The organism is Rhodococcus marinonascens NBRC 14363, from assembly GCF_001894885.1.
Taxonomy (GTDB): Bacteria; Actinomycetota; Actinomycetes; order Mycobacteriales; family Mycobacteriaceae; genus Rhodococcus_F; species Rhodococcus_F marinonascens.
Map to the genome: position 1 here is coordinate 120748 of NZ_BCXB01000003.1, position 20298 is coordinate 141045.

Here is a 20298-nt window from a genome sequence, read left to right on the forward strand (position 1 = left end):
ACAACCTGAATCGCCGCTGGGCGGTTCGATAGATGTCAATGAGTTTCCAGAATCCGAACCGATGATTGCCAGATTGAAATGGTTCATCGGTTCGGCTCCACGGCGTTGTGGCCGTGAGTCAGGGCGAGCTACAGATCTACTTCGGGGAACGACTACGCCCGCGGCTTGTCGGATGTCAGGAAGAGGACTTGGCTTCGGTGAACTCCTCGAGGATGTTGCGGACCTGCTTCATGATCTCGGGGGAGTCCATGGTGTCGTGCGTTGCGGCCACCGTTCGCTCGGTGATGCTTCCTTCCACGAACTCTGCCCACTGAGGGCCTAGTGGTTCACTTGGCTTTCCGTCGTGAGTGGTATCAGCACGAACTATCAGCAGATCTCCTACGTAAATGGGGGACTGGTAGTCCCGTCGGAGTCTTGCGTTGTTGACAAAAATTTCGAGGAGCGAGTCCTCGAGGGCTGAGAATTCTGGAGAATTCGTGATATCGCCGTATCTGACTTCTGCGGCCGCGCGAAAATCCTTCTGAATTGCGGCCTCGTCTGTCATGACTTGCCTAGTTGGCTCGTGGTTGGCAGGAATGCTTGGTGCGCTATCCATCAGGACAAGCTGAGTCACTGATCGCCCCCGCCGATCAAGCTCGACTGCCATGGCGTGCGCGACGACACCACCAAACGACAAGCCGAGCAGTTCGATTGGGCCACTAGGTGAGAGGGCAACCACTTCGTCGACGTAGTCGTTCACCATTTCCGGTATCGAGCGTGCGAGTGGTGCAGTGCCGTCGAGGCCGTGGGCTTGGAGACCGTAGATCGGTTGGTCCGGAAGGTGCTGCGCCAGAGCCAGATAGCTCCAGGCAGACCCTGCACCTGGATGGATGCAGAAAAGGGGCGGCCTCGAACCGGAGGGACTAATGGTGAGGAGTGGGGCCAGGGGGTTCGTTGATTCGATCGTGAAGTCGCGGTGTAGCAGGGGGCTCAGTTCGGCGATGGTGGGTGTGTCGAACAGTGCCCGGATGGGGAGTTCGATGCCGAGTTCGGTGCGGGCCCGGCTCACGAAGCGGGTCGCGAGGAGGGAATGGCCGCCGAGGTCGAAGAAGGAGTCGTCGATCCCGACCCGGGGGATTCCGAGTATTTCGCTGAACAGTGCGGCCAGGGTGTGTTCCTCACCGGTGCGGGGGCCCGGTAGTGGCCGGTGTCGAAGTCGGGGGCGGGTAGGGCTTTGCGGTCGAGTTTGCCGTTGGCGGTCAACGGGAGTGCGTCCAGGACCACGATCGCGGCGGGCACCATGAAGTCGGGGAGTTTGTCGCCGACATACGCCCGGAGGTGGGAAACGAGGTCGGATACCTGGTCCTGGTCCTGGCCCTGCTGGTCGAGGACGATGTATCCGACGAGTTGGGTGTCGGCTGTGGTGGGTTCGTGGCCGGGGTCCGGGTTGGTGGGGCGGGCGATGACCACTGCGTGGGTGACGGCGGGGTGGGAGGTCAGGGCCGCTTCGACTTCGCCGGGTTCGACCCGGAATCCGCGGATCTTGACCTGTTGATCTGCTCGGCCGATGAACTCGAGGACACCGTGTGTGCTCCAGCGCACCAGGTCGCCGGTGCGGTACATGCGTGTGCCGCCGGTGTCGAACGGGTTGGCCAGGAATCGTCCCGAGGTCAGTGCGGGCTGTCGGGTGTAGCCGCGCCCGAGTTGGGCACCGGCAATGTACAACTCGCCTACAACCCCGACCGGGACGGGGTGCAGTCCGGTATCGAGGACGTAGACCTGCACATTCGCCACTGGTGTCCCGATCGGCACACTCGCCGTGTCAGCCGCGGAAACCCTGTGGAATGTCACATCCACCGCGGTTTCGGTGGGGCCGTACAGGTTGTGTAGTTGCGCTGAGGGGAGCGCGGTGCGGCAGTGCTGGGCGAGACCGTTCGAGAGGGCTTCCCCACCCGCGAAGAGGTGCCGCAGCGAGGTGCACAACGCGAAGTCTGGGTGGTTCACCACCGCGTCGAGTACGGAGGGCACGAAGTGGACCGCCGTCACGTCCTCTTCTCGAATTACTCGGAGAATCTGGGCCGGGTCTTGGTCGGCATCGGGGGGTGCCATCACCAGTCGGGCGCCGACCTGTAGTGGCCAGAAGAGCTCCCGGACCGACACATCGAACGAGATCGAGGTCTTCTGTAGCACGGAGTCGCCGCTGGTCAGTGGGTAGGAACGCTGCATCGAGTGCAGTCGGTTCGCTATCGCACGGTGGCTGATCGCGGCGCCTTTGGGGGTTCCGGTGGATCCGGAGGTGTAGATGAGGTAGGCGAGGTTGGCCGGGTGTAGTGGTGTGGTGCGGTCGGCGTCGGTGGGGTTCCCGGGTGCGACACCGGGTTCATCGGTATCAGCGGCACCGGGTTCATCTGTGTCGGTGAGCATGTGGGTCAGGGGTGTGGGGGGGAGTCCGGTGGCGGTGGTGGTGTCGGTGATCAGGAGTTCGGGGTGGGCGTCGGTGAGGATGAAGGTGGTGCGTTCGCTGGGGTAGTGCGGGTCGAGGGGGAGGTAGGCGGCACCGGTTTTGAGGACGGCGAGGAGTGCGATGATCAGGTCGGTGGAGCGGGGGAGTGCGACCGCGACGATGGATTCGGGGCCGATCCCGGCCCGGATCAGTCGCCATGCCCACCGGTTCGCTGCGGTGTTCAGTTGCGTATACGTCCACTGCCCGTTGCCGCAGGTGACGGCGATCCGGTCCGGGGATTGTCGTACCTGGTGTTCGAACAGGGTGGGCACGGTGGATCCCGGTACCTTGGCCGCGGTGTCGGCGGCGGTGGTGGTGTTGTTCCACACCTCGAGGATGTTGCGGCGTTCCTGGTCGTCGAGGAGGTCGAGGGACCCGAGCCGATCGATTCCGCCCACGGACACCTCGTGCACCAAGGCCTCGAGGCGCTCGAGTAATTTGTCGATATCCGAGCCGGTATAGCGTTCGGCGTCTGCTTCGATCTCGACACCGATGGCCTGGTCACGACCACCGTAAATGAAAATTATGGAGATATCGCGCACCGGACCGGTGCGAACCAGATGGTAGGAGGCATCGACTCGGCCGATTTTCAAGTTCGAGTTGAATTTCATGACGTTCAGAGACAAGCCGAAAAGCGGAGTGGAATGGTTTGCTCCCCTACCGATTCTCATCCACTCCATCCGAAACCTCTGGTGCGGCAGGGCGGACCTCAACGCGTCCGAGATGGCGGATACCACATCCCCGAAGCGGCCGAAATTATCGCCTTCAACAGCGATCGGGATCATATTGGAGACCGTTGTTGGAGCGCAGAGAGAATCGGGGTACGGCCGACCTGTCACCGGAAGCCCGAAAGGAAGTGTGGCACTACCGGACATTCGCTGACCGAACAGATATCCAAAAGCTATCAGAGTAGAGGTGAGAGAGAAATCCAGTCTGCTGCTCACATCGTGAACGGCTGAGGATACGGAACTGGAAAATTCTGTACGCCTACGTACTACCTTCTTGGCCAAGGTGGGCCACTGCCCAGACAGGGTCACGGGTGCAGGAAGGCTACGTACCCGGTTCTCCCAGTATTTTTGATCCATGGAGAATTCTTCGGAGCGTTGGTACTCGGAATCTATCTCCAGCATCCGGTCGAGAGGGACGAACCACCCGGGCGGCCGAGACACGGACTCCGTGATCGACCCGTACAGCTCGGCTATTCTCGAACAAATCAGTGACGCACCGTATCCGTCCAATGCGATGTGGTGGCAAAAGATGAACAGTAGCGAGCGGTCGCGACTTATCGTTATGAGGGCGCAGTTTGTGGCGAATTTGTGGGCTAGAAGACTTTGTTCATTCAGCTTACGTGACATCCAATCCTCGGCGGACTGAACTGGATCGACCTCCTCGGATACGTCGACGGTCTCGATATCGAACTCCCGCGTATCGTAGATGATCTGCTCGATCGAATTCATACCGACACGAAAACTGGACCGTAGGGCTTCAGACTCTGTGATAATGACACGTAGTGCCGCGCTGAGTGCATCTCGATCCACACACGACCGTATTTCCAAATATTCTCCGATATTGAATGTCGACGACTTCGGATCAAGAATTTCGGAAAATGAGATTTCAACCTGACCGCTCGTGAGCGGAAGAGTGCGGAAGCCGACGGTCTCTGACATTGAGTAATCCTGATTCTGTAAAGCTGGCCAGAAGGGTAAGTCAGCTAGTCCCTCGGTATCGGGCAAGAAATCTTCTCGAGTGAATTCTTCGGCGCGCCTCACCGGGTGACGGTTGCGCCCTCTACCGGTGGCCGATCAGTGCATCACGCAAGCTCTTCGGGCGAACGAAGGCCAGAGGGAACGCTGGTCTTCGGTATTCACCAGAACGTAGAATTGACTGTTGTCATCGTCAAACGGGTTGTCGTCTCGGTCCAAATCACCGTTGCACCAACGTGTCGTCATCGCGCAACACTCACGCGTTGATCGCCCGGCATGTTGATGGTCGGTTCTCGATGGGCTTTGGACTCGACCCTGTTTCTACAGATCGCCGATGGCTGTCCCATCTCGCCTGTCTTGCTGGGTCCCGTCGGGTGTGGCCGTCACCGAGTGTGGTGAGGTCACTCGACCGTACGCAGCGAAGATTCTCAGGCGGGGCTGATAATTCCCAACGTGGAACACGCCAGTGATCATGGTGGAAGCGTATCGACTTGTCAACCGCCGCAACGAGTTTAGTTTGGAGTGGCAAGAGTTGACGTTAACTTTACCCGCGCTTGAATGTTGTCGATGGAGGTCGGGAGATGGACGGATCGGTTGCCGGTCGTGATGTTGTAGACACCGGACGAGGGATGGGCTCAACGAAGGGGACGGGTCTCCCGTCGGCGAGTGCCGTCGACGACTCGTGCAGCGTTGCCGGTCTCGTCCCCCTCATATCGCCGCCGAAATAGGCATCTTTCGTGCCTGCGCCGACAAGTGGGTAGGCCGCTACCGTGACTTCGGCGAGTGGGTCTGCTCGACCGACCGAGTGTGCCGCGCCACCAGCCGACGGCCACACCAGCCGAGGTCGTGGACCCGATCGAGTGGTTGCCGTCGAGAGAAGAAGTGGTTGGCCCGCAGGATCGCCCTGGAACTGGTCGGTGAGAGTCTTGGTACGCACAATCTGCCGATACCTGGCCCATGTGGGATTGAACGGGGTGGGTTGCTCGACCCGACCGGTGAGAGCAACCGGGCGTCGCGACGAGTCGTCGCACACTGACCGGGACACATGGTTCACGTCGATGCGAAGAAGGCACGACGGGCACCCGACGAAGGTGCTGGCGGGTACACGGCCGCGGCAGAGAGCTGGCCAGGAAGGCTGGCCGCGCCGAGACCGCTGGTGCGCGATCCGGACACGCCTACTTGCATTCCGTTGTGGACGGGTTCTCCCGTCTGGCCTATCCCGCGTCAAGAAGTTCACCACGTCTGTGCTCCCTGGATTCGACACCGGAGTACGGCTCGGTCCGTGTATCGCCGACCTGGACGCGGGGATCTACGCTCGGTCCGACACCCGAAGCGGCCTCCTCATCGTGCGAGGTGCGCGGCGGTTCCCTGATCTGACCGAGCCGTCTCAACCACGTGGCATCGCCGGCGTCTACGACGTCGCGTCGGATTGGACGCCGATTTACGACAAGACAGATCGAGACGGGTTCTACGTGGCGATCGGAACCAGCGGCAATCAGTTCAAGAATGCTCCCCTCGCAGGCGAGTTCCTGGCCCAGATCATTACGGCAGTCGACGCGGGTCACGACCACGACCCGGTCCAGTACACCGGCACACGACAGGGCTCACCGTCGAGCTCGGGTCGTTTTCCCGCAAGCGCGCGCTGAATGCCGAATCATCGGGAACGGTTCTCGGCTGACCACCTGGCGCGGACCAGACGTGGTCACAACTTAGACCTCGAGCTCGGTGTTCAGGGCGGCGGAGAGATGGGCGTCGTGCTCGGCGGCCTGACTGAGAGCGGCACTGGCCAGCCCTGACAGCGAGCGCACCCCTTGCTGCTTGGTGTGCAGCGCGGTGATCAGAGAGAACGCGTCGTTGCAGATCCCGACCCAGTGCCGGTCGGTCTCCCCGCGGACGGAGGAAGGCTCCGCGGCCACCTCGGACGCGATATCTGGACGGCAGACCGGGCACGGCCGACGGTCTTCGACCCGCGAATTCGTCGGCCTTCATGTCGGCGACCGCGGGCAGGTTCTTCCCCGTGATCACCGAGCAGTCGGCTCGGTGCGCGACGCAGGAGACCCCCCACCCGGTGGGCGATGAACAGACCACCCTCTTTCCGGTAGATGCTCAGTTCGGTCCAGTGCAGCGAGTCCGGTCGCTCACTGGTGATGTGCGCGAGCAGGGTGCCGGTGAACGCCACGACCCGGATTCCGTCGCGGATTTCGATCCGCTGCATGGGTCCGTGGACCGTCGGGTCGACGTCCAGGTCGTCGTCCAGGAGGTGCGGGGTGTGCGGGTCCAGTTCGGCTCGGTCGCCGTCGATCTCGGAGTCGGGCAGGGGGTGATTGACATGTGAACACATCGTAGTGGTCTCTTTCCTGTCGGTGTTGCCGGAAGGATCACCCCGCATTCGCGAGGACCACGGCGTGTTCCGTTGGTGCACGCACCTGTGCCGGCACAACCCCCTTCATCCACGGGGAACACGCCCTTCGTTTCCAATGATGAACTCGAACATGGGATCACTCCCGCATTCGCGAGGACTACCGGCGTATCTGACTGCCTTCTGCGCCACCCACCGAAGTGACGCTGTGCCGCGCCCGGCGGGTCCGGAAACAATGGGTCCGTGCCCAGGTCTAACCTGGTAGTCATGTCTGTCCGCACCGCGCTGAGCCCTGGAACCGTGTCTCCCGTCCTCGCCGTACCGATGAGTATCGAGCGTCCCGAGTATGCATGGAGACCTACGGCGAACGAGGGCAACGAGCCCTGGGTGCAGACCCCGGAGACCATCGAGGCCATGCGGGTGGCGAGCAAGATCGCGGCACGGGCGCTGCAAGAGGCGGGTAAGGCTGTGGCGCCCGGTGTCACTACGGACGAACTTGACCGGATCGCCCACGAGTACATGATCGATCACGGCGCCTACCCGTCGACGCTCGGCTACAAGGGGTTTCCCAAGTCGTGCTGCACGTCGCTCAACGAGGTCATTTGCCACGGAATCCCCGACTCGACGGTGATCGAAGACGGGGACGTCGTGAACATCGACGTCACCGCGTACATAGGCGGAGTGCACGGCGACACCAACGCCACGTTCCTCGCGGGGGACGTCGCGGAGGAGAACCGCCTGCTGGTCGAGCGAACCCGTGAAGCGACGATGCGTGCGATCAAGGCGGTCAAGCCGGGTCGCGAACTCAACGTGATAGGCCGCGTCATCGAGTCGTATGCCAACCGTTTCGGCTACGGCGTCGTGCGTGATTTCACAGGCCACGGCATCGGCGAGACCTTCCACAACGGGCTCGTGATCCTCCACTACGACGAGCCTTCCGTGGATACGGTGATCGAACCGGGGATGGTGTTCACGATCGAACCGATGATCAACCTCGGCGACATCGGGTGGGAGATCTGGGAAGACGACTGGACCGTCGTCACCAAGGACCGCAAGTGGACGGCTCAGTTCGAGCACACCATCGTGGTCACCGAGACCGGCAACGAGATCCTCACCCTGCCTTGAGTGTCGAGCGGTGGAAGGGGGCCTTGCTCGTAGCCGGTACAACGTCGGACGCGGGCAAGAGCGTGCTCGTGGCGGGGCTGTGTCGGATGTTGGCTAGACGAGGGGTGCGGGTCGCGCCGTTCAAGGCCCAGAACATGTCGAACAACTCCGTCGTCACACTGGACGGCGGCGAGATCGGGCGCGCACAGGCGTTCCAGGCGGCCGCCTGCGGTCTCGAGCCGAGCGTCCGGTTCAACCCTATTCTGCTGAAACCGGGGAGTGACCGCACTTCCCAACTCGTGGTGCGTGGGCGAGCGGTGACGTCCGTCGGCGCCCGCGACTACATCGAACATCGTGAACATCTGCGTGCGGTGGTGACCGAGGAACTGAGCGCGCTGCGCGCTGACTTCGACGTCGTGATCTGCGAGGGAGCTGGTTCTCCGGCCGAGATCAATCTGCGTGCAACCGATCTGGCCAACCTCGGTCTCGCGCATGCAGCGGAGATCCCTGCAATCGTTGTCGGCGACATCGACCGCGGGGGAGTGCTGGCCCACCTGTTCGGCACAGTGGCGGTCCTGCAGCCGGAAGACCAGGCCGTCATCGCGGGGTTCGTGATCAACAAGTTCCGTGGCGAGGTCTCGCTGCTGACACCGGGGCTCGAGCAACTGACGGCGATGACGGGCAGGCCGACGCTCGGTGTGATTCCCTTCGCCGACGGCCTGTGGATGGATGCGGAGGACTCACTGGGGGTCGTCGCTGATGCGGCGGTGGGGCGACCCGCTCCGCCGATCGGCGAAGACTGGTTGCGCGTGGCGGCCGTTCGACTGCCCCGCATCTCCAATTCGACCGATGTCGAGGCACTCGCGTGCGAGCCCGGAGTGTCGGTGCGCTGGGTTACCGATCCTTCGCGCCTGCATGACGCTGATCTGATTGTGGTACCGGGTAGCAAAGCGACTATCGCCGACCTGGAATGGTTGCGTCGCAACGGTATTGCGGATGCGATTGTGGGTCACGCGAAGCGAGGGCGACCGGTGTTCGGCATCTGCGGCGGCTATCAGATGCTGGGGTCCGTCATTGTCGACGATATCGAGTCCGGCCGCGGCACGGTGGCCGGACTCGGACTGCTCGACCTGGAGGTGGAGTTCGAGGTGGACAAGGTACTCACGCAGGTTCGCGGCGATGCCCACGGAGTACCAGTGTCCGGCTACGAGATCCACCACGGCCGCGTGCGTCGCAGTGGCGATGACCCACTGCTGCATACGGGGGCCGGTGCGGCGGAGGGAAGCATTCGCGGCGCCGTGTACGGAACTCACTGGCACGGCCTGCTCGAGGCCGACGAATTTCGCCGACTGTTGCTTGACGATGTTGCCGTGCATGCGGGGAGAACCGGATTCGTGGCCGCCCCTGATACGGATGTCGCTGCCGTCCGGGGCGCGCAACTAGACGTGCTGGCGGATCTGGTCGAGCAGAACCTCGATCTCGACGCACTCGAAGTGCTGATCAGCGAGGGCGCACCGAAAGATCTTCCCGCGATTCGGTCGGGACTGACGCTCTAGGAGCTGCACCTTCGGTTCGAACCGAAGGTGCAGCCGACGTCAATGGGTCTGTAGCCAGCCGCTCGGCGAGCGATGAAACGGGGGTCCACAGCCTCGCTGGTGGACTCCCGTTTCAGTGAAGTGCGGGTCTATTGCATGTTGCCGCCGTCCCCGCCCGAAGATCCGAGGGACTCCAATAGCTTCTTCAAGATGTCTTCAACACTCTCCATGCTAACTCTCAATTCCATTGTGTCGATTTTGCATTGGGCCGCGCGCGTGCCCTGGAATGTACTCGTATGGGCGCGGAATAGTAACCCATCAGGCGCAGAAATGGATCTGAATCAGGAGAATAGCTCTATTGCTGTGGTGGCCAGGGTGATCGAGGTGGTGAGGTTTGCTCACACTTCTTCCGATACGGCCGAGGCCGCGCAGTCGGGGTAGGAACCTGGCCCCTCCGCCCAGCAGATCGCGGCCGGATGAGAGGGGCGGGATTTCAGCGCTCGGGCGAACGTTCGGCTGTACCGGCCTTCCTCCGGCGGTACTGTTGCCATACTGCGGTGACGATCACGGCCCCGATGAGTGATCCAAGGATACCGCTGGGGCGCAGTGATACTCCGTCACCTGCAACCATGCTCGCGAGCAGTCCGCCCACCAGTGATCCGGTGATGCCGGCGATGAAGGCAAAAGTCCAGTCCAGTCGTGCGACGGCCGTGCCCAGTATCAACTGGGCTCCTGCTCCCACGAGTATCCCGAAGAGAAGTATTCCAATGATGAGCATGAGTCGGTATGTCCTTTCGCGAGAGGGCGAGCGAGAACTACTCAGGTGACCTGAACATGCACTTCGAGTCATTCTGGCTGCATTTCTCGTCATGCGTTGGCGAACGCGCACGAAACAGATGGCCTGTCAGAAAGCCGTGCCGTCGCATCGAGTCCCGATCGCGTAGTTTTTAGCCATGGAACTGACCCACGTGGCGCTGGCAGAAGGCAATTGCGCGGTTCGGATTGACGGACCGTTGAGCAAACACACTGTTCTTCTCCTGCCAGGAGCTGGCGACAGCGCGGCGGTTTACGACGGCGTCTGTGAGCGCCTCCACAATTCGGATCTGCGCACGATCGTGCCCGAGGACATCACCGGTCTCGACGATCGGTCGATCATGGCTCTGCTCGATGAACTGAAGGTGGGGTGGGTCAACCTCGCAGGCAGTAGGGAAGGTGCCGGGTTGGCCTGGTCGTTGGCGGCCCGCCAGTTCGGCCGTTTCGCCAGCCTGGTGGTGGCCGATCGAGGTCACCCTGCGGCACCCGACTCGGAGGGCGTCGTGCGCGGATCCGACTGCCCACCGGTCGAACTCCCCACGACGGTAATGGTGGGCAGCCCCGACCGGCGGGCCGAAGCAGATGCGAGTGGGCGTTTCGTCTACTCCGATTTCCGCGTGGTCCAACTCGACGGCGTCGCCAACATTCCGGCGTCCGCTCCCGCCGAGTTGGCTACCGAGATCGTTCTGCGGACCAGTCCCTGGTAGGCCTCGGAATGCACACGACGATGCTCAGCGCGGGGCATACATGATCACTGCCATACCCAGCAGGCAGATCAGGGCGCCCGAAACGTCCCACCGATCCGGGCGGAATCCGTCGGCCACCATGCCCCAGATAAGGGAGCCCGCGACGAACACTCCGCCATAGGCCGCGAGGATTCGACCGAAGTTGGCGTCAGGTTGCATTGTCGCGACGAAGCCGTACGCTCCTAGCGCCGCTACACCGGCGCCGATCCAGATCCAGCCCCGGTGCTCGCGGATACCCTGCCAGACCAGCCAGGCACCCCCAATCTCGAACAGCGCCGCGACCACGAACAGCGCGGCAGACCTGGCGATCGTCACTTGAGTGGCACGTCGAGGCCGAGGAGAGCGTTCTCGACCACCTCGGGGAGTGCCGGGTGGATCCAGTACTGCCCCCGTGCCATCTGCTGCGCCGAGAGTCCGAAGCTCATCGCCTGGATCAGAGGCTGGATGACCGTGGGTGCCTGCACACCGATCACGTGGGCGCCCAGCAATTGCCCGGTGCCACGCTCGGCGATGATCTTGCAGAGTCCCTCGTCGTCCTCCATCGCCCACCCGTAGGCGACGTCGCCGTACGGTTGCACCTTGACCGTCACGTCCCAGCCCGCGTCGCGTGCCTGCCGCTCGGTGAGACCGACGTGCGCAATCTGCGGGTCGGTGAACACGGCAGCGGGAACGAACCGGTGGTCGGACCGGCGCAAATCCGCCCCATCAGCCCACGCATCTTGCAGGAGGTTGTGTTGGACCACCCGGGCCTCGTGGTTGGCGACATGTTTGAGCTGATACTCCGACGAGACGTCTCCGAGCGCGAAGACTCCCTCGGCACTGGTCCGGTGGAACCCGTCGACGACCACGCGCCCGTCGTCGGCGACGGCGATCCCGCCGGCGGCTGCCCCGAGGGTGTCGCCATTGGATCGGCGTCCGGTGGCGACGAGGAGGGCGTCACCGGAGACGACAGTGCCGTCCTCGAGTTCGACTGCGACGCCGTCACCGCCTCGGCGCACGGCCGAGACGGCGTGGCCGCGGTGCACGTCCCATTTCTTCTCAGCCAGATCAGTAAACCGATGGGACACGTCGTCGTCAAGGTGTCGGAGCAGGTGAGGGCCACGCGCGATGATCGACACCCGCGTGCCGAGCGCGGAGAACACGTGCGCGAACTCGGCGGCGATAAACCCCGCACCGATGATCACAAGGTGTTCAGGGAGTTCGGGAAGCCGCATGATGTCGTCGTTCGTGTAGTACGGCACTCCCGAATCCTGGACGACCTCGGGAATGATCGGCCGCGATCCGGCCGCGATCACCACCTGATCGGCGCTGATGACTTGCCCGGTTCCGGTGTCGATGGTGCGTTCGCCGACGAATGTCGCGTGCCCGCGGAACAGCGTCGTATTCGGGCTGTCCTCGGCGCGGTAACGCTCACCGCCGGCGGAGATCGGGTCGATGCGGCCGAAGACCCGCTTGACGATGTCAGACCAACGCACACCCTCGAGTTGCGCATCGACACCGTATTTCCCGGAGTCGGTGACCGTACGCGCCACCTCGGCGGCGTACACGAACATCTTGGTGGGGATGCAACCCACGTTCAGGCACGTCCCGCCGTAAGTGCTCTCTTCCAGAATCGCGATCTTCTGATCCGCGAACCGGTCGTCGGGCAGCGAGTTTCCAGAACCTGAACCGATGATCGCCAGATCGAAATGAGTCATCGGTTCGCCTCCGCAGCGTTGTGGCCGTGCAACCAGTCCAGCCATAGATCCACCTCGGTGAACGCCTTGGCCCGAGGCTCGTCGGAAGATAGGAAAACGTCGTGCCGGGCGCCGGGAATGGGCACGATCGTGGTGCGGTCACCGAGACACCCGGCCCACCGCGCGATCTGCCGGACATCGAGCACGGCGTCGGCCGTGTCGACCGCGGGATCGTAACGCGGGGCGAAGTACGACGCCTTCGACCGCAGGATCAGGGCGGGGACCCCGATGTCGAGCCCGCGGTGCAACTGTGCGTGCCCGCGTCGCACGGCGCGCAGCCACCCGAACGTCACGGGGAAGCCGCCGAGCGGCTTCCAATCCAGGTTGTAGTTCCAGATGCCGTTGCCCTCGACGTGCAGACTCACGCCGTAGGTGTCGAGGTTGGTCTTCGGGATGACGGACTTTTGCTTGACCCGACCCAGTGCTCCGACGGCCATCGTGCCCACGTTCCGCATATACGAAGGCCCCTGCAAGTCGAACCACGGGCTGTTGAGAATTACCCCGCTGATACCGAGGGCCGCAGGGCCGCCGCCCTTGCGCTGCAGACGGTTCAGCCACAGCGGCAAGACCAGGCCGCCGGTCGAATGCGCGACCAGCAGGACCTCCCCGCCATCGGTTTGGTCACGGACCAGGCGCAGCGCCTCGTTCAGTTCGGCGTCGTAGAAGGAGAGGTCGGAGACGAAGTGCGCCGTCTGCCCCGGCTCGAGTGAACGACCGCACTTGCGCAGGTCGAGTGCGAAGAACGCGTAGCCCTGCTTCGCGAAGTGCTCGGCCATGTGCTTCTGGAAGAAATAGTCGGTGAATCCGTGGACATAGAGTACGGCGCGGCCGGTCCTCTTCGTCACTTGTGCTGGTTGATAGCGGATCAACGTCGCCTTCACCTCGCCCTCACCGTCGGGGTCGGTGCCGAGTGGAATGGTCAGCTGTTGATATCCGTCGCCGAGAACGTCGGCGGTCCATGTAGTCACAAATCACAATCTAATAGGCGCGTTGGCGGCGCGTGGAGGCGCACAATCAGGGGAGGTAATTCCTGCATCTACGCGCGGGTAACCTGATCGGCAAACACGGCAGGCGTATTCACGTACGGCTATGGACAAGGAAGTCGATATTCCAGTGTCAGATCAGAATGCGGTAGAGACGAAAACGGATGTAGTGCTCGTAGGTGCGGGCATCATGAGTGCGACGCTGGGAGCGATCCTGCGTCAGGTGCAGCCCGACTGGTCGATCACCACATTTGAGCGGCTCGATGCAGCGGCCGCCGAGAGCAGCGACCCGTGGAACAACGCTGGCACCGGCCACTCCGCACTGTGTGAGCTCAACTACACCCCGCAGAACTCCGACGGCAGCGTGGACGTGGCAAAGGCCGTCAACGTGAACGAGCAGTTTCAAGTTTCGCGGCAGTTCTGGGCACACGGCGTCGAGACCGGTGTGCTGACCGAGCCCAAGGATTTCATCAACCCCGTCCCGCACGTGAGCTTTGTGCACGGCGAGGCCAACGCGAAGTACTTGCGAGCCCGCTACGCCGCGCTCGTCGGTCATCCCCTGTTCGCGGGGATGGAGTACATCGGTGACCCCGACGAGTTCGCCCGCCGACTGCCGTTGATGGCAAAGGGCCGTGACTTCAGCGATCCGATTGCCCTCAACTGGAGCAAGGACGGCACCGACGTCGACTTCGGTGCCCTCACCAAGCAACTCCTCAGCTATATCGGATCCTCCGGCGGGGTTGTCCACTTCGGGCACGAGGTCACCGATCTCACGAAGCAGTCCGACGGTAGCTGGGTGGTGAAGATCACCAACCGGCGTAACGGTGCCAAGAAGGTCGTGCGCTCGAAGTTCGTGTTTGTCGGTGCCGGTGGCGGTGCACTGCACCTGCTGCAGAAGTCGGGGATCGCAGAGGCGAAGGGCTTCGGCGGATTCCCCGTCAGCGGTGCCTTCCTGCGCTGCACCAACCCCGAGCTCATCGACGAGCACCGTGCCAAGGTCTACGGCAAGGCCGCGGTAGGCGCGCCGCCCATGTCGGTGCCGCACCTCGACACCCGCGTCATCGGCAACAAGCCCGGCCTCTTGTTCGGCCCCTACGCCGGCTGGTCGCCCAAGTTCCTCAAAGAAGGCCGTGTCACCGATCTGCCCAGCTCAGTGAAGCCGAACAATCTGCTGTCCATGCTCGGTGTCGGCGTCACCGAACTCGGCCTCGTCAAGTACCTGATCAGCGAGCTCGCGATGTCCGAGGCCGGTCGGATCGAGACCCTCCGCGAATTCGTTCCGAAGGCGCTCGGCAAGGACTGGGAACTGATCACCGCGGGTCAGCGCGTGCAAATTGTCCGCCGCGCCAAGGGCAAGGGTGGCGTTCTCGAATTCGGCACCGCCGTGGTCAACGCAAGTGACGGAAGCCTCGCCGGACTGCTCGGCGCGTCTCCCGGTGCGTCGACCGCAGTGCCCGCCATGCTCGACGTGCTGCAGCGCTGCTTCCCGACCCGGTACGAGTCGTGGAAGCCGAAGCTCCAGGAGATGGTGCCCTCGCTGGGCGTCAAGCTGAGCGACGACAACGAAATGTTTTCGCAGGTTTGGGACTGGACGTCGAAGGTGCTGCAGCTAGACACCAGCCATGTCGAGGATGCGTCAGTCGCGGTCTGAATTCCTGGCCGATGCGGGCGTGCGGTCGCGTGCGCTACGGGGCGTTGTGGGATAGTTGCCTGTCATGACGGCAGTTGCGTTGAAGCGTTCGTGGGCGCTCGATCTCGACAACAAGACGCTCTACCAGTTGCTCGAGCTTCGTGTGCAGGTCTTCGTCGTCGAGCAGGCGTGCCCATACCCGGAACTGGACGGCCGCGATCTGCTTGTCGAAACGCGCCACTTCTGGCTCGAGCAGGACGGTCGGGCCGTCTGTAGCTTGCGCCTGCTCGAGGAACATGAAACCGGCTCAACGTCGTTCCGCATCGGGCGGCTGTGCACCGCCGCCCCTGCCCGGGGGCAGGGGCACGCCACGCGTCTCCTGCGCGCCGCGCTGGCCGAGGTGGGGGAGGCGCCGTGCCGGATCAAGGCGCAGACCTACCTCGTAGACATGTACGCACAGCACGGTTTCACGCCGGAAGGCGAAGAGTTCGTCGAGGACGGGATCCCGCACGTCCCCATGTGGCGCGGCGGCGGTGCCGCTCGTGTTGCCGGCGGCGGTGCCGCTCGTGTTGCCGGCGAGCTCGCCGAACCAGACCCGTCGTCTTCGGGTCGGTGACCGCCGACTAGGGTCGGCGAATGAATGTCCGTGGGGAAGTCCTGTTCGAATCAGGCGCGGTCCCGCCACTGTGATGGATCCCTGATCTGCCGCCACGCGGCAGTCTGTCCGGTTTCCTAGCCAGATTGCCGCGGCGTTCGCAACGGCCAAGCTTCCGGCGAGGAAACCGGGACGTGAAGGGATGCATCGTGCGCACGGATCGTGAAGTGGACCAGCCTCGACCGGACTTTTCAGCTCAACCTGATTTCTCACAGGGATTTCCGTTCAGTGCGGTCGTCGGCCAGGAACGGTTGCGACTTGCGCTCGTCCTCTGCGCGATCCATCCCGGAATCGGCGGCGTCCTCGTTCGAGGCGAGAAGGGCACGGCGAAGTCGACGGTGGTTCGCGCACTCACCGCCTTGTTACCCGCAGTCACCGACGAGGACGGGACGCGGCCCGCGCGGCTGATCGAATTGCCCGTCGGTGCCACCGAGGACCGCGTCGTCGGCTCCCTCGATCTAGAGAAGGTCCTTCGCGACGGGGAGCGCGCGTTTCAACCCGGTCTCCTGTCGGCGGCCCATCAGGGGGTCCTCTACGTCGACGAGGTCAACTTGTTGCACGACCACCTGGTCGACGTGCTCCTCGACGCGGCGGCGATGGGCCGCGTTCACGTCGAGCGGGACGGCATCTCGCACTCGCATGCCGCCCGTTTCGTGCTGGTCGGCACCATGAACCCGGAAGAGGGCGAACTGCGGCCGCAACTGCTCGACCGATTCGGATTGGCTGTCGACGTCGCGGCGTCGCGGGATGTGGACGTGCGTATGGAGGTGGTCCGGCGACGCCTCGACTTCGAGCGTGACCCCGAGCGGTTCGCCGAGCGCTATGCCGATCAGGATGCCGCTCTCGCGGCCACGATCCTCGTGGCCCGTGACCGGCTCGACTCAGTCGAACTCGACGACATCGAGTTGCGTCGGATCGCCTCTGTCTGTGCGTCGTTCGACGTGGACGGCATGCGTGCCGATCTCGTGCTCGCCCGGACCGCGACGGCTCACGCCGCCTGGCGGGGCGCTGAAGCGGTCACGGCGGAGGATGTCCGGGTGGCAGCGGAACTCGCCCTGCCACATCGTCGCCGGCGCGACCCTTTCGACGAACCCGGACTCGACCAGGAACAACTCGACGACGCGCTCCGACAGGCGGACGAGGACGCCTCGGTCGGCGCCGAGCAACCGCCAGAGCAGGAATCAGGGACTGGACCGGAGAGTTCGGGTGGCACGGACGCCGACCCGGACGACCCCGACGACCCGGACGACCCCGACGACCCAGACGACCCGGACGGACCGGGAGGCGGGACTCCGCCGCCCGCCCCACCTGAGCGTCCGGCCGGGCCGACCGGAACCCAGTTCACCACCAAGCTTCTCGAGGTGCCCGGAGTCGGCGAAGGAGCGCCGGGCCGGCGTTCCCGCGCGCGCTCCTCTCGTGGCCGTGCAGTGCGCTCCACCTCGGACCAGGGCCACGGCCTGCATCTGGTGGGCACACTCTTCGCGGCGGCCGGCCAACAGGTTGCCCGCGGCCGAACCGCCGGTCGGATGATCCTGGACTCTGCCGATCTGCGCGGTGCGATCCGCGAGGGTCGCGAGGGCAACCTCGTCGTGTTCGTCGTGGACGCGTCGGGGTCGATGGCCGCGCGCGATCGGCTTTCGGCCGTCACCGGGGCCGTCGTCTCACTTCTGCGTGACGCCTACCAGCGCCGGGACAAGGTCGCCGTGATCACCGTGCGGGGACGTTCGACTGAACTCGTCCTGCCGCCCACCTCGTCCGTCGATATCGCTGTCCGCCGCCTGCGAGGAATGAAGACAGGTGGAAAATCTCCTCTGGCAGAAGGCTTTCTGCGTGCCAGGGAGGTCGTGTTGCGGGAACGTTTGCGCGATCCGCAGCGCCGGGCTCTCGTCGTCGCCCTGACGGATGGGCGGGCGACGGGCGGCAAAGATGCGTTGCACCGTGCAAAGGTGGCCGCGGGACTTCTCGCCGACAGCGCCGTCGCCTCGGTGGTCGTCGACTGTGAGACGGGCATGGTCCGACTGGGACTGGCCTCGGAACTCGCTCGCTTGCTGCGAGGCGGATACGTCCGCCTCGGCGAACTGTCCGCCCAGCAGGTCGCGGGTGTCGTCCGAGCCGCGGCGTAATCCCAACGCGAACCGGCAGGAGAAGGCAAGACATGCCCAAGGGTGTTCCCGAGAACGTTCCGCAGGACGGACTCACCACGCGGCAGCGTCGCAATGCGCCCGTGTTCGCAGTTCACACCGGAGCAGGGAAAGGAAAGTCGACGGCGGCGTTCGGTATGGCGTTGCGTGCGTGGAACCAGGGCTTCGACGTCGGGGTGTTCCAATTCGTGAAGAGCGCCAAGTGGAAGGTGGGAGAGGAAGCCGCCTTCCGCGCCCTCGGGCAACTGCACGAGGACACCGGTGTCGGCGGCGCAGTGCAGTGGCACAAGATGGGTGAAGGCTGGTCGTGGACGCGCAAACACGGCAGCGAGGAAGATCACGCCGCCGCGGCCGCCGAGGGGTGGCGTGAGATCGCCCGCAGGCTGGCATCCGAGGAACACCGGTTCTATGTGCTCGACGAGTTCACGTATCCGCTGAAGTGGGGGTGGGTGGACGTCGACGAGGTAGTCGAGGTCCTGCGGAACCGCCCCGGCAACCAGCACGTGGTTATCACCGGCCGGGATGCGCCGCAGGCGCTGATCGACGCTGCGGATCTGGTGACGGAGATGACCAAGATCAAGCACCCAATGGATGCAGGCCGAAAAGGCCAGCGAGGGATCGAGTGGTGACTACGCTTGACGCGGTTCCGGCGGTGGTCATCGCGGCACCCGCATCGGGAAGTGGAAAGACCACTGTTGCAACAGGGTTGATCGGAGCGCTACGGGAGTCGGGCCGTGTGGTGGCGCCGTTCAAGATCGGCCCCGACTACATCGACCCCGGCTATCACGGACTTGCCGCGCGGCGGCCCGGCCGCAACCTCGATCCGGTGATGGTGGGCACATCGCGGATCGCCCCGCTGTTTCGTCATGGCAGTTCCGGCTGCGACATCGCGGTGGTCGAGGGCGTCATGGGATTGTTCGACGGGAAGATCGACGCGGGCTCGCACGAGCCCTCGGCCGAGGGCTCGACAGCCCAGGTAGCGGCGCTGCTCGGCGCACCCGTCGTACTGGTGGTCGATGCTCGCGGGCACAGCCAGAGCCTGGCGGCCGTGCTGCACGGCTTCTCGACCTTCGACTCCGGGGTGCGCATCGGCGGCGTGATCCTCAACCGGGTCGGGAGTCCCCGGCACGAGCAGGTGCTTAGGCAGGCGTGCGAACGCATCGGGCTACCCGTACTGGGCGTGGTCCCGCGCATGGCCGAACTGGCGGTCCCGTCCCGCCACCTCGGTCTGATCCCGGCTGCCGAACACGGCGCCGCCGCGGTGAACGCCGTCGACGCGATGACTCGCCTCGCTGCGCGCCACCTCGACCTTTCCGCGATCAGCACCCTCGCGTCCTCGACTGTCGACGGAGCAGCGTGGGATCCCGCTGCCGAGGTCGGACCGGTTGCGCCCGGTGACCGTCCGGTCGTGGCGATGGCGGGCGGCCGGGCCTTCACCTTCGGGTACGCCGAACATCGCGAACTCCTGGACGCGGCGGGCGCAGAAGTGGTCACGTTCGACCCGTTGCACGACGAGCTGCCGGTGGGCACGCGCGGCGTTGTACTTCCCGGTGGATTCCCCGAGGAATACGCCGTCACGCTTGCCGAGAACACCGCACTGCTGACGCAGATACGAGAGCGTGCGGCCGCGGGAGCGCCGATACACGCGGAGTGCGCAGGCCTGCTCTACCTCGCGCGCAGCCTGGACGGCCGCGCGATGGCCTCCGTGATCGGAGTCGATGCGTCGTTCGGGTCACACCTGACGCTGGGCTATCGCGAGGCCGTCGCGCTGACGGACTCGTCACTCTTCACCGTGGGTGAGCGGGTGGTCGGTCACGAGTTTCATCGCACATCTCTCGCCGACTCCGACGTCGACAGCGGGGCCGCAGGGTTCGCCCCTGCCTGGGGCTGGCGGCCCTGGGACGGCGCGCCTGCCCGCGAAGGTTTCGTGGGAGACGGAGTGCACGCGTCCTACCTGCACACCCACCCTGCGGGTCATCCGGGGGCGATCGCACGATTCGTGGCCGCGGCGCGGGCGTTCTCTGCTCATGGCTGACATCTGTGTCGGCATCGGTTTTCGCGCCGGAGCCGGCAGCGAGGACCTCCTCGCGGCGGTCCGGCATCTGCTGACCTCCGCGAATTTGGATTCGGACACGACCCTCTGTTGCTTCGGCACCCTCGCCCGCAAGGCGAGCGAACCCGCGGTACTCGGCGCTGCGTCTGTGTGGGGGGTTCCGGTCCTGGGATTCGGTGCCGGGGAACTCGCCGCCGTCACCGTTCCGAATCCGTCGAACCGGGTGTACTCGGAGACGGGATCGTCGAGCGTGGCGGAAGCGGCGGCCGTGCTCGGTGCAGGGGGTGGACCCCTGATCGTGACCAAGTCGTCCGAGAATGGCGTCGTCGTCGCGGCAGCCCGTAAAGTTTCGTAGGTT

18 protein-coding genes and 2 pseudogenes are annotated in these 20298 nt (G+C 64.2%); 12 read left to right on the plus strand and 8 right to left on the minus strand.

Annotated features, from left to right (window positions below):
• Positions 1 to 175: 175 nt before the first annotated feature.
• The 3 genes and pseudogenes from RM2_RS04220 to RM2_RS04230 all read right to left on the minus strand — a co-directional run.
• On the minus strand, positions 176 to 1147 hold the full coding sequence (locus RM2_RS04220; protein ID WP_373863285.1) for an alpha/beta fold hydrolase: 972 nt from the start codon (positions 1145 to 1147) through the stop codon (positions 176 to 178).
• A complete protein-coding gene (locus RM2_RS04225; protein WP_072687583.1) occupies positions 1045 to 4149 on the minus strand; it encodes a non-ribosomal peptide synthetase in 3105 nt (1034 codons plus the stop codon). The genes RM2_RS04220 and RM2_RS04225 overlap by 103 nt, the downstream gene beginning before the upstream one ends.
• 159 nt (positions 4150 to 4308) lie before the next feature.
• Positions 4309 to 4431, minus strand: a pseudogene (locus RM2_RS04230) (MbtH family NRPS accessory protein); the annotation flags it as partial.
• Between the two features lie 436 nt (positions 4432 to 4867).
• Between RM2_RS04230 and RM2_RS25050 the strand changes: the two are divergent.
• Together RM2_RS25050 and RM2_RS04235 are read left to right on the plus strand one after the other, a co-directional pair.
• A pseudogene (locus RM2_RS25050) lies at positions 4868 to 5403 on the plus strand (helix-turn-helix domain-containing protein); the annotation flags it as partial.
• A 26-nt stretch (positions 5404 to 5429) separates the two neighbouring features.
• A complete protein-coding gene (locus tag RM2_RS04235) occupies positions 5430 to 5831 on the plus strand; it encodes an FAD-dependent oxidoreductase (protein WP_072687584.1) in 402 nt (133 codons plus the stop codon).
• Between the two features lie 63 nt (positions 5832 to 5894).
• On the opposite strand, the gene RM2_RS04240 is transcribed toward RM2_RS04235, so the two are convergent.
• On the minus strand, positions 5895 to 6101 hold the full coding sequence (locus tag RM2_RS04240; RefSeq protein WP_072687585.1) for a hypothetical protein: 207 nt from the start codon (positions 6099 to 6101) through the stop codon (positions 5895 to 5897).
• Between the two features lie 71 nt (positions 6102 to 6172).
• Here RM2_RS04240 and RM2_RS04245 point away from each other — a divergent pair, with 71 nt between their 5' ends.
• The 3 genes from RM2_RS04245 to RM2_RS04255 all read left to right on the plus strand — a co-directional run bounded on the left by RM2_RS04245 (position 6173) and on the right by RM2_RS04255 (position 9204).
• On the plus strand, positions 6173 to 6520 hold the full coding sequence (locus RM2_RS04245; RefSeq protein ID WP_072687586.1) for a hypothetical protein: 348 nt from the start codon (positions 6173 to 6175) through the stop codon (positions 6518 to 6520).
• 291 nt (positions 6521 to 6811) lie between these two features.
• The gene (gene map, locus RM2_RS04250; RefSeq protein WP_072687587.1) at positions 6812 to 7669 is read left to right on the plus strand and encodes a type I methionyl aminopeptidase; all 858 of its coding nucleotides are present in this window, start codon (positions 6812 to 6814) and stop codon (positions 7667 to 7669) included.
• The gene (locus tag RM2_RS04255; RefSeq protein ID WP_072687588.1) at positions 7666 to 9204 is read left to right on the plus strand and encodes a cobyric acid synthase; all 1539 of its coding nucleotides are present in this window, start codon (positions 7666 to 7668) and stop codon (positions 9202 to 9204) included. Before map ends, RM2_RS04255 begins: the two co-directional genes overlap by 4 nt.
• Before the next feature lie 472 nt (positions 9205 to 9676).
• On the opposite strand, the gene RM2_RS04260 is transcribed toward RM2_RS04255, so the two are convergent.
• Positions 9677 to 9961 (minus strand): GlsB/YeaQ/YmgE family stress response membrane protein, encoded by a 285-nt coding sequence (locus RM2_RS04260; protein ID WP_072687589.1) that lies wholly within the window; start codon positions 9959 to 9961, stop codon positions 9677 to 9679.
• 175 nt (positions 9962 to 10136) lie between these two features.
• Here RM2_RS04260 and RM2_RS04265 point away from each other — a divergent pair, with 175 nt between their 5' ends.
• Positions 10137 to 10703 (plus strand): alpha/beta fold hydrolase, encoded by a 567-nt coding sequence (locus tag RM2_RS04265; protein ID WP_072687590.1) that lies wholly within the window; start codon positions 10137 to 10139, stop codon positions 10701 to 10703.
• Positions 10704 to 10727: 24 nt separating this feature from the next.
• Here RM2_RS04265 and RM2_RS04270 read toward each other — a convergent pair whose 3' ends face one another.
• The 3 genes from RM2_RS04270 to RM2_RS04280 are packed head-to-tail and all read right to left on the minus strand — an operon-like array spanning position 10728 to position 13446.
• On the minus strand, positions 10728 to 11057 hold the full coding sequence (locus RM2_RS04270) for a YnfA family protein (protein ID WP_072687591.1): 330 nt from the start codon (positions 11055 to 11057) through the stop codon (positions 10728 to 10730).
• Complete coding sequence (gene mtr / locus RM2_RS04275) at positions 11054 to 12439, minus strand: mycothione reductase (protein WP_072687592.1); 1386 nt, start codon at positions 12437 to 12439, stop codon at positions 11054 to 11056. The genes RM2_RS04270 and mtr overlap by 4 nt, the downstream gene beginning before the upstream one ends.
• A complete protein-coding gene (locus tag RM2_RS04280) occupies positions 12436 to 13446 on the minus strand; it encodes an alpha/beta hydrolase (protein ID WP_072687593.1) in 1011 nt (336 codons plus the stop codon). Before RM2_RS04280 ends, mtr begins: the two co-directional genes overlap by 4 nt.
• A gap of 121 nt (positions 13447 to 13567) precedes the next feature.
• On the opposite strand from RM2_RS04280, the gene mqo reads away from it, so the two are divergent.
• The 6 genes from mqo to RM2_RS04310 all read left to right on the plus strand — a co-directional run bounded on the left by mqo (position 13568) and on the right by RM2_RS04310 (position 20295).
• On the plus strand, positions 13568 to 15112 hold the full coding sequence (gene mqo, locus RM2_RS04285; protein WP_072687594.1) for a malate dehydrogenase (quinone): 1545 nt from the start codon (positions 13568 to 13570) through the stop codon (positions 15110 to 15112).
• 64 nt (positions 15113 to 15176) lie between these two features.
• Complete coding sequence (locus RM2_RS04290; protein WP_072687595.1) at positions 15177 to 15707, plus strand: GNAT family N-acetyltransferase; 531 nt, start codon at positions 15177 to 15179, stop codon at positions 15705 to 15707.
• A 206-nt stretch (positions 15708 to 15913) separates the two neighbouring features.
• A complete protein-coding gene (locus tag RM2_RS04295) occupies positions 15914 to 17869 on the plus strand; it encodes a magnesium chelatase subunit D family protein (RefSeq protein WP_072687735.1) in 1956 nt (651 codons plus the stop codon).
• Between the two features lie 32 nt (positions 17870 to 17901).
• A complete protein-coding gene (gene cobO / locus RM2_RS04300; RefSeq protein WP_072687596.1) occupies positions 17902 to 18516 on the plus strand; it encodes a cob(I)yrinic acid a,c-diamide adenosyltransferase in 615 nt (204 codons plus the stop codon).
• The gene (locus RM2_RS04305; RefSeq protein WP_072687597.1) at positions 18510 to 19922 is read left to right on the plus strand and encodes a cobyrinic acid a,c-diamide synthase CobB; all 1413 of its coding nucleotides are present in this window, start codon (positions 18510 to 18512) and stop codon (positions 19920 to 19922) included. The genes cobO and RM2_RS04305 overlap by 7 nt, the downstream gene beginning before the upstream one ends.
• Entirely contained in the window at positions 19915 to 20295 is a 381-nt protein-coding gene (locus RM2_RS04310) for a cobalamin biosynthesis protein (RefSeq protein WP_072687598.1), read from the plus strand. The genes RM2_RS04305 and RM2_RS04310 overlap by 8 nt, the downstream gene beginning before the upstream one ends.
• The last annotated feature ends 3 nt before the right edge of the window (positions 20296 to 20298 follow it).

Bases quoted from the DNA above. Each gene is read 5' to 3' on its own strand.
- RM2_RS04225 (WP_072687583.1), bottom strand. From the start codon at position 4,149: ATGTCAGAGACCGTCGGCTTCCGCACTCTTCCGCTCACGAGCGGTCAG.
- RM2_RS04245 (WP_072687586.1), top strand. From the start codon at position 6,173: ATGTCGGCGACCGCGGGCAGGTTCTTCCCCGTGATCACCGAGCAGTCG.
- map (WP_072687587.1), top strand. From the start codon at position 6,812: ATGTCTGTCCGCACCGCGCTGAGCCCTGGAACCGTGTCTCCCGTCCTC.
- RM2_RS04260 (WP_072687589.1), bottom strand. From the start codon at position 9,961: ATGCTCATCATTGGAATACTTCTCTTCGGGATACTCGTGGGAGCAGGA.
- RM2_RS04265 (WP_072687590.1), top strand. From the start codon at position 10,137: ATGGAACTGACCCACGTGGCGCTGGCAGAAGGCAATTGCGCGGTTCGG.
- mtr (WP_072687592.1), bottom strand. From the start codon at position 12,439: ATGACTCATTTCGATCTGGCGATCATCGGTTCAGGTTCTGGAAACTCG.
- mqo (WP_072687594.1), top strand. From the start codon at position 13,568: ATGGACAAGGAAGTCGATATTCCAGTGTCAGATCAGAATGCGGTAGAG.
- RM2_RS04290 (WP_072687595.1), top strand. From the start codon at position 15,177: ATGACGGCAGTTGCGTTGAAGCGTTCGTGGGCGCTCGATCTCGACAAC.
- cobO (WP_072687596.1), top strand. From the start codon at position 17,902: ATGCCCAAGGGTGTTCCCGAGAACGTTCCGCAGGACGGACTCACCACG.
- RM2_RS04310 (WP_072687598.1), top strand. From the start codon at position 19,915: ATGGCTGACATCTGTGTCGGCATCGGTTTTCGCGCCGGAGCCGGCAGC.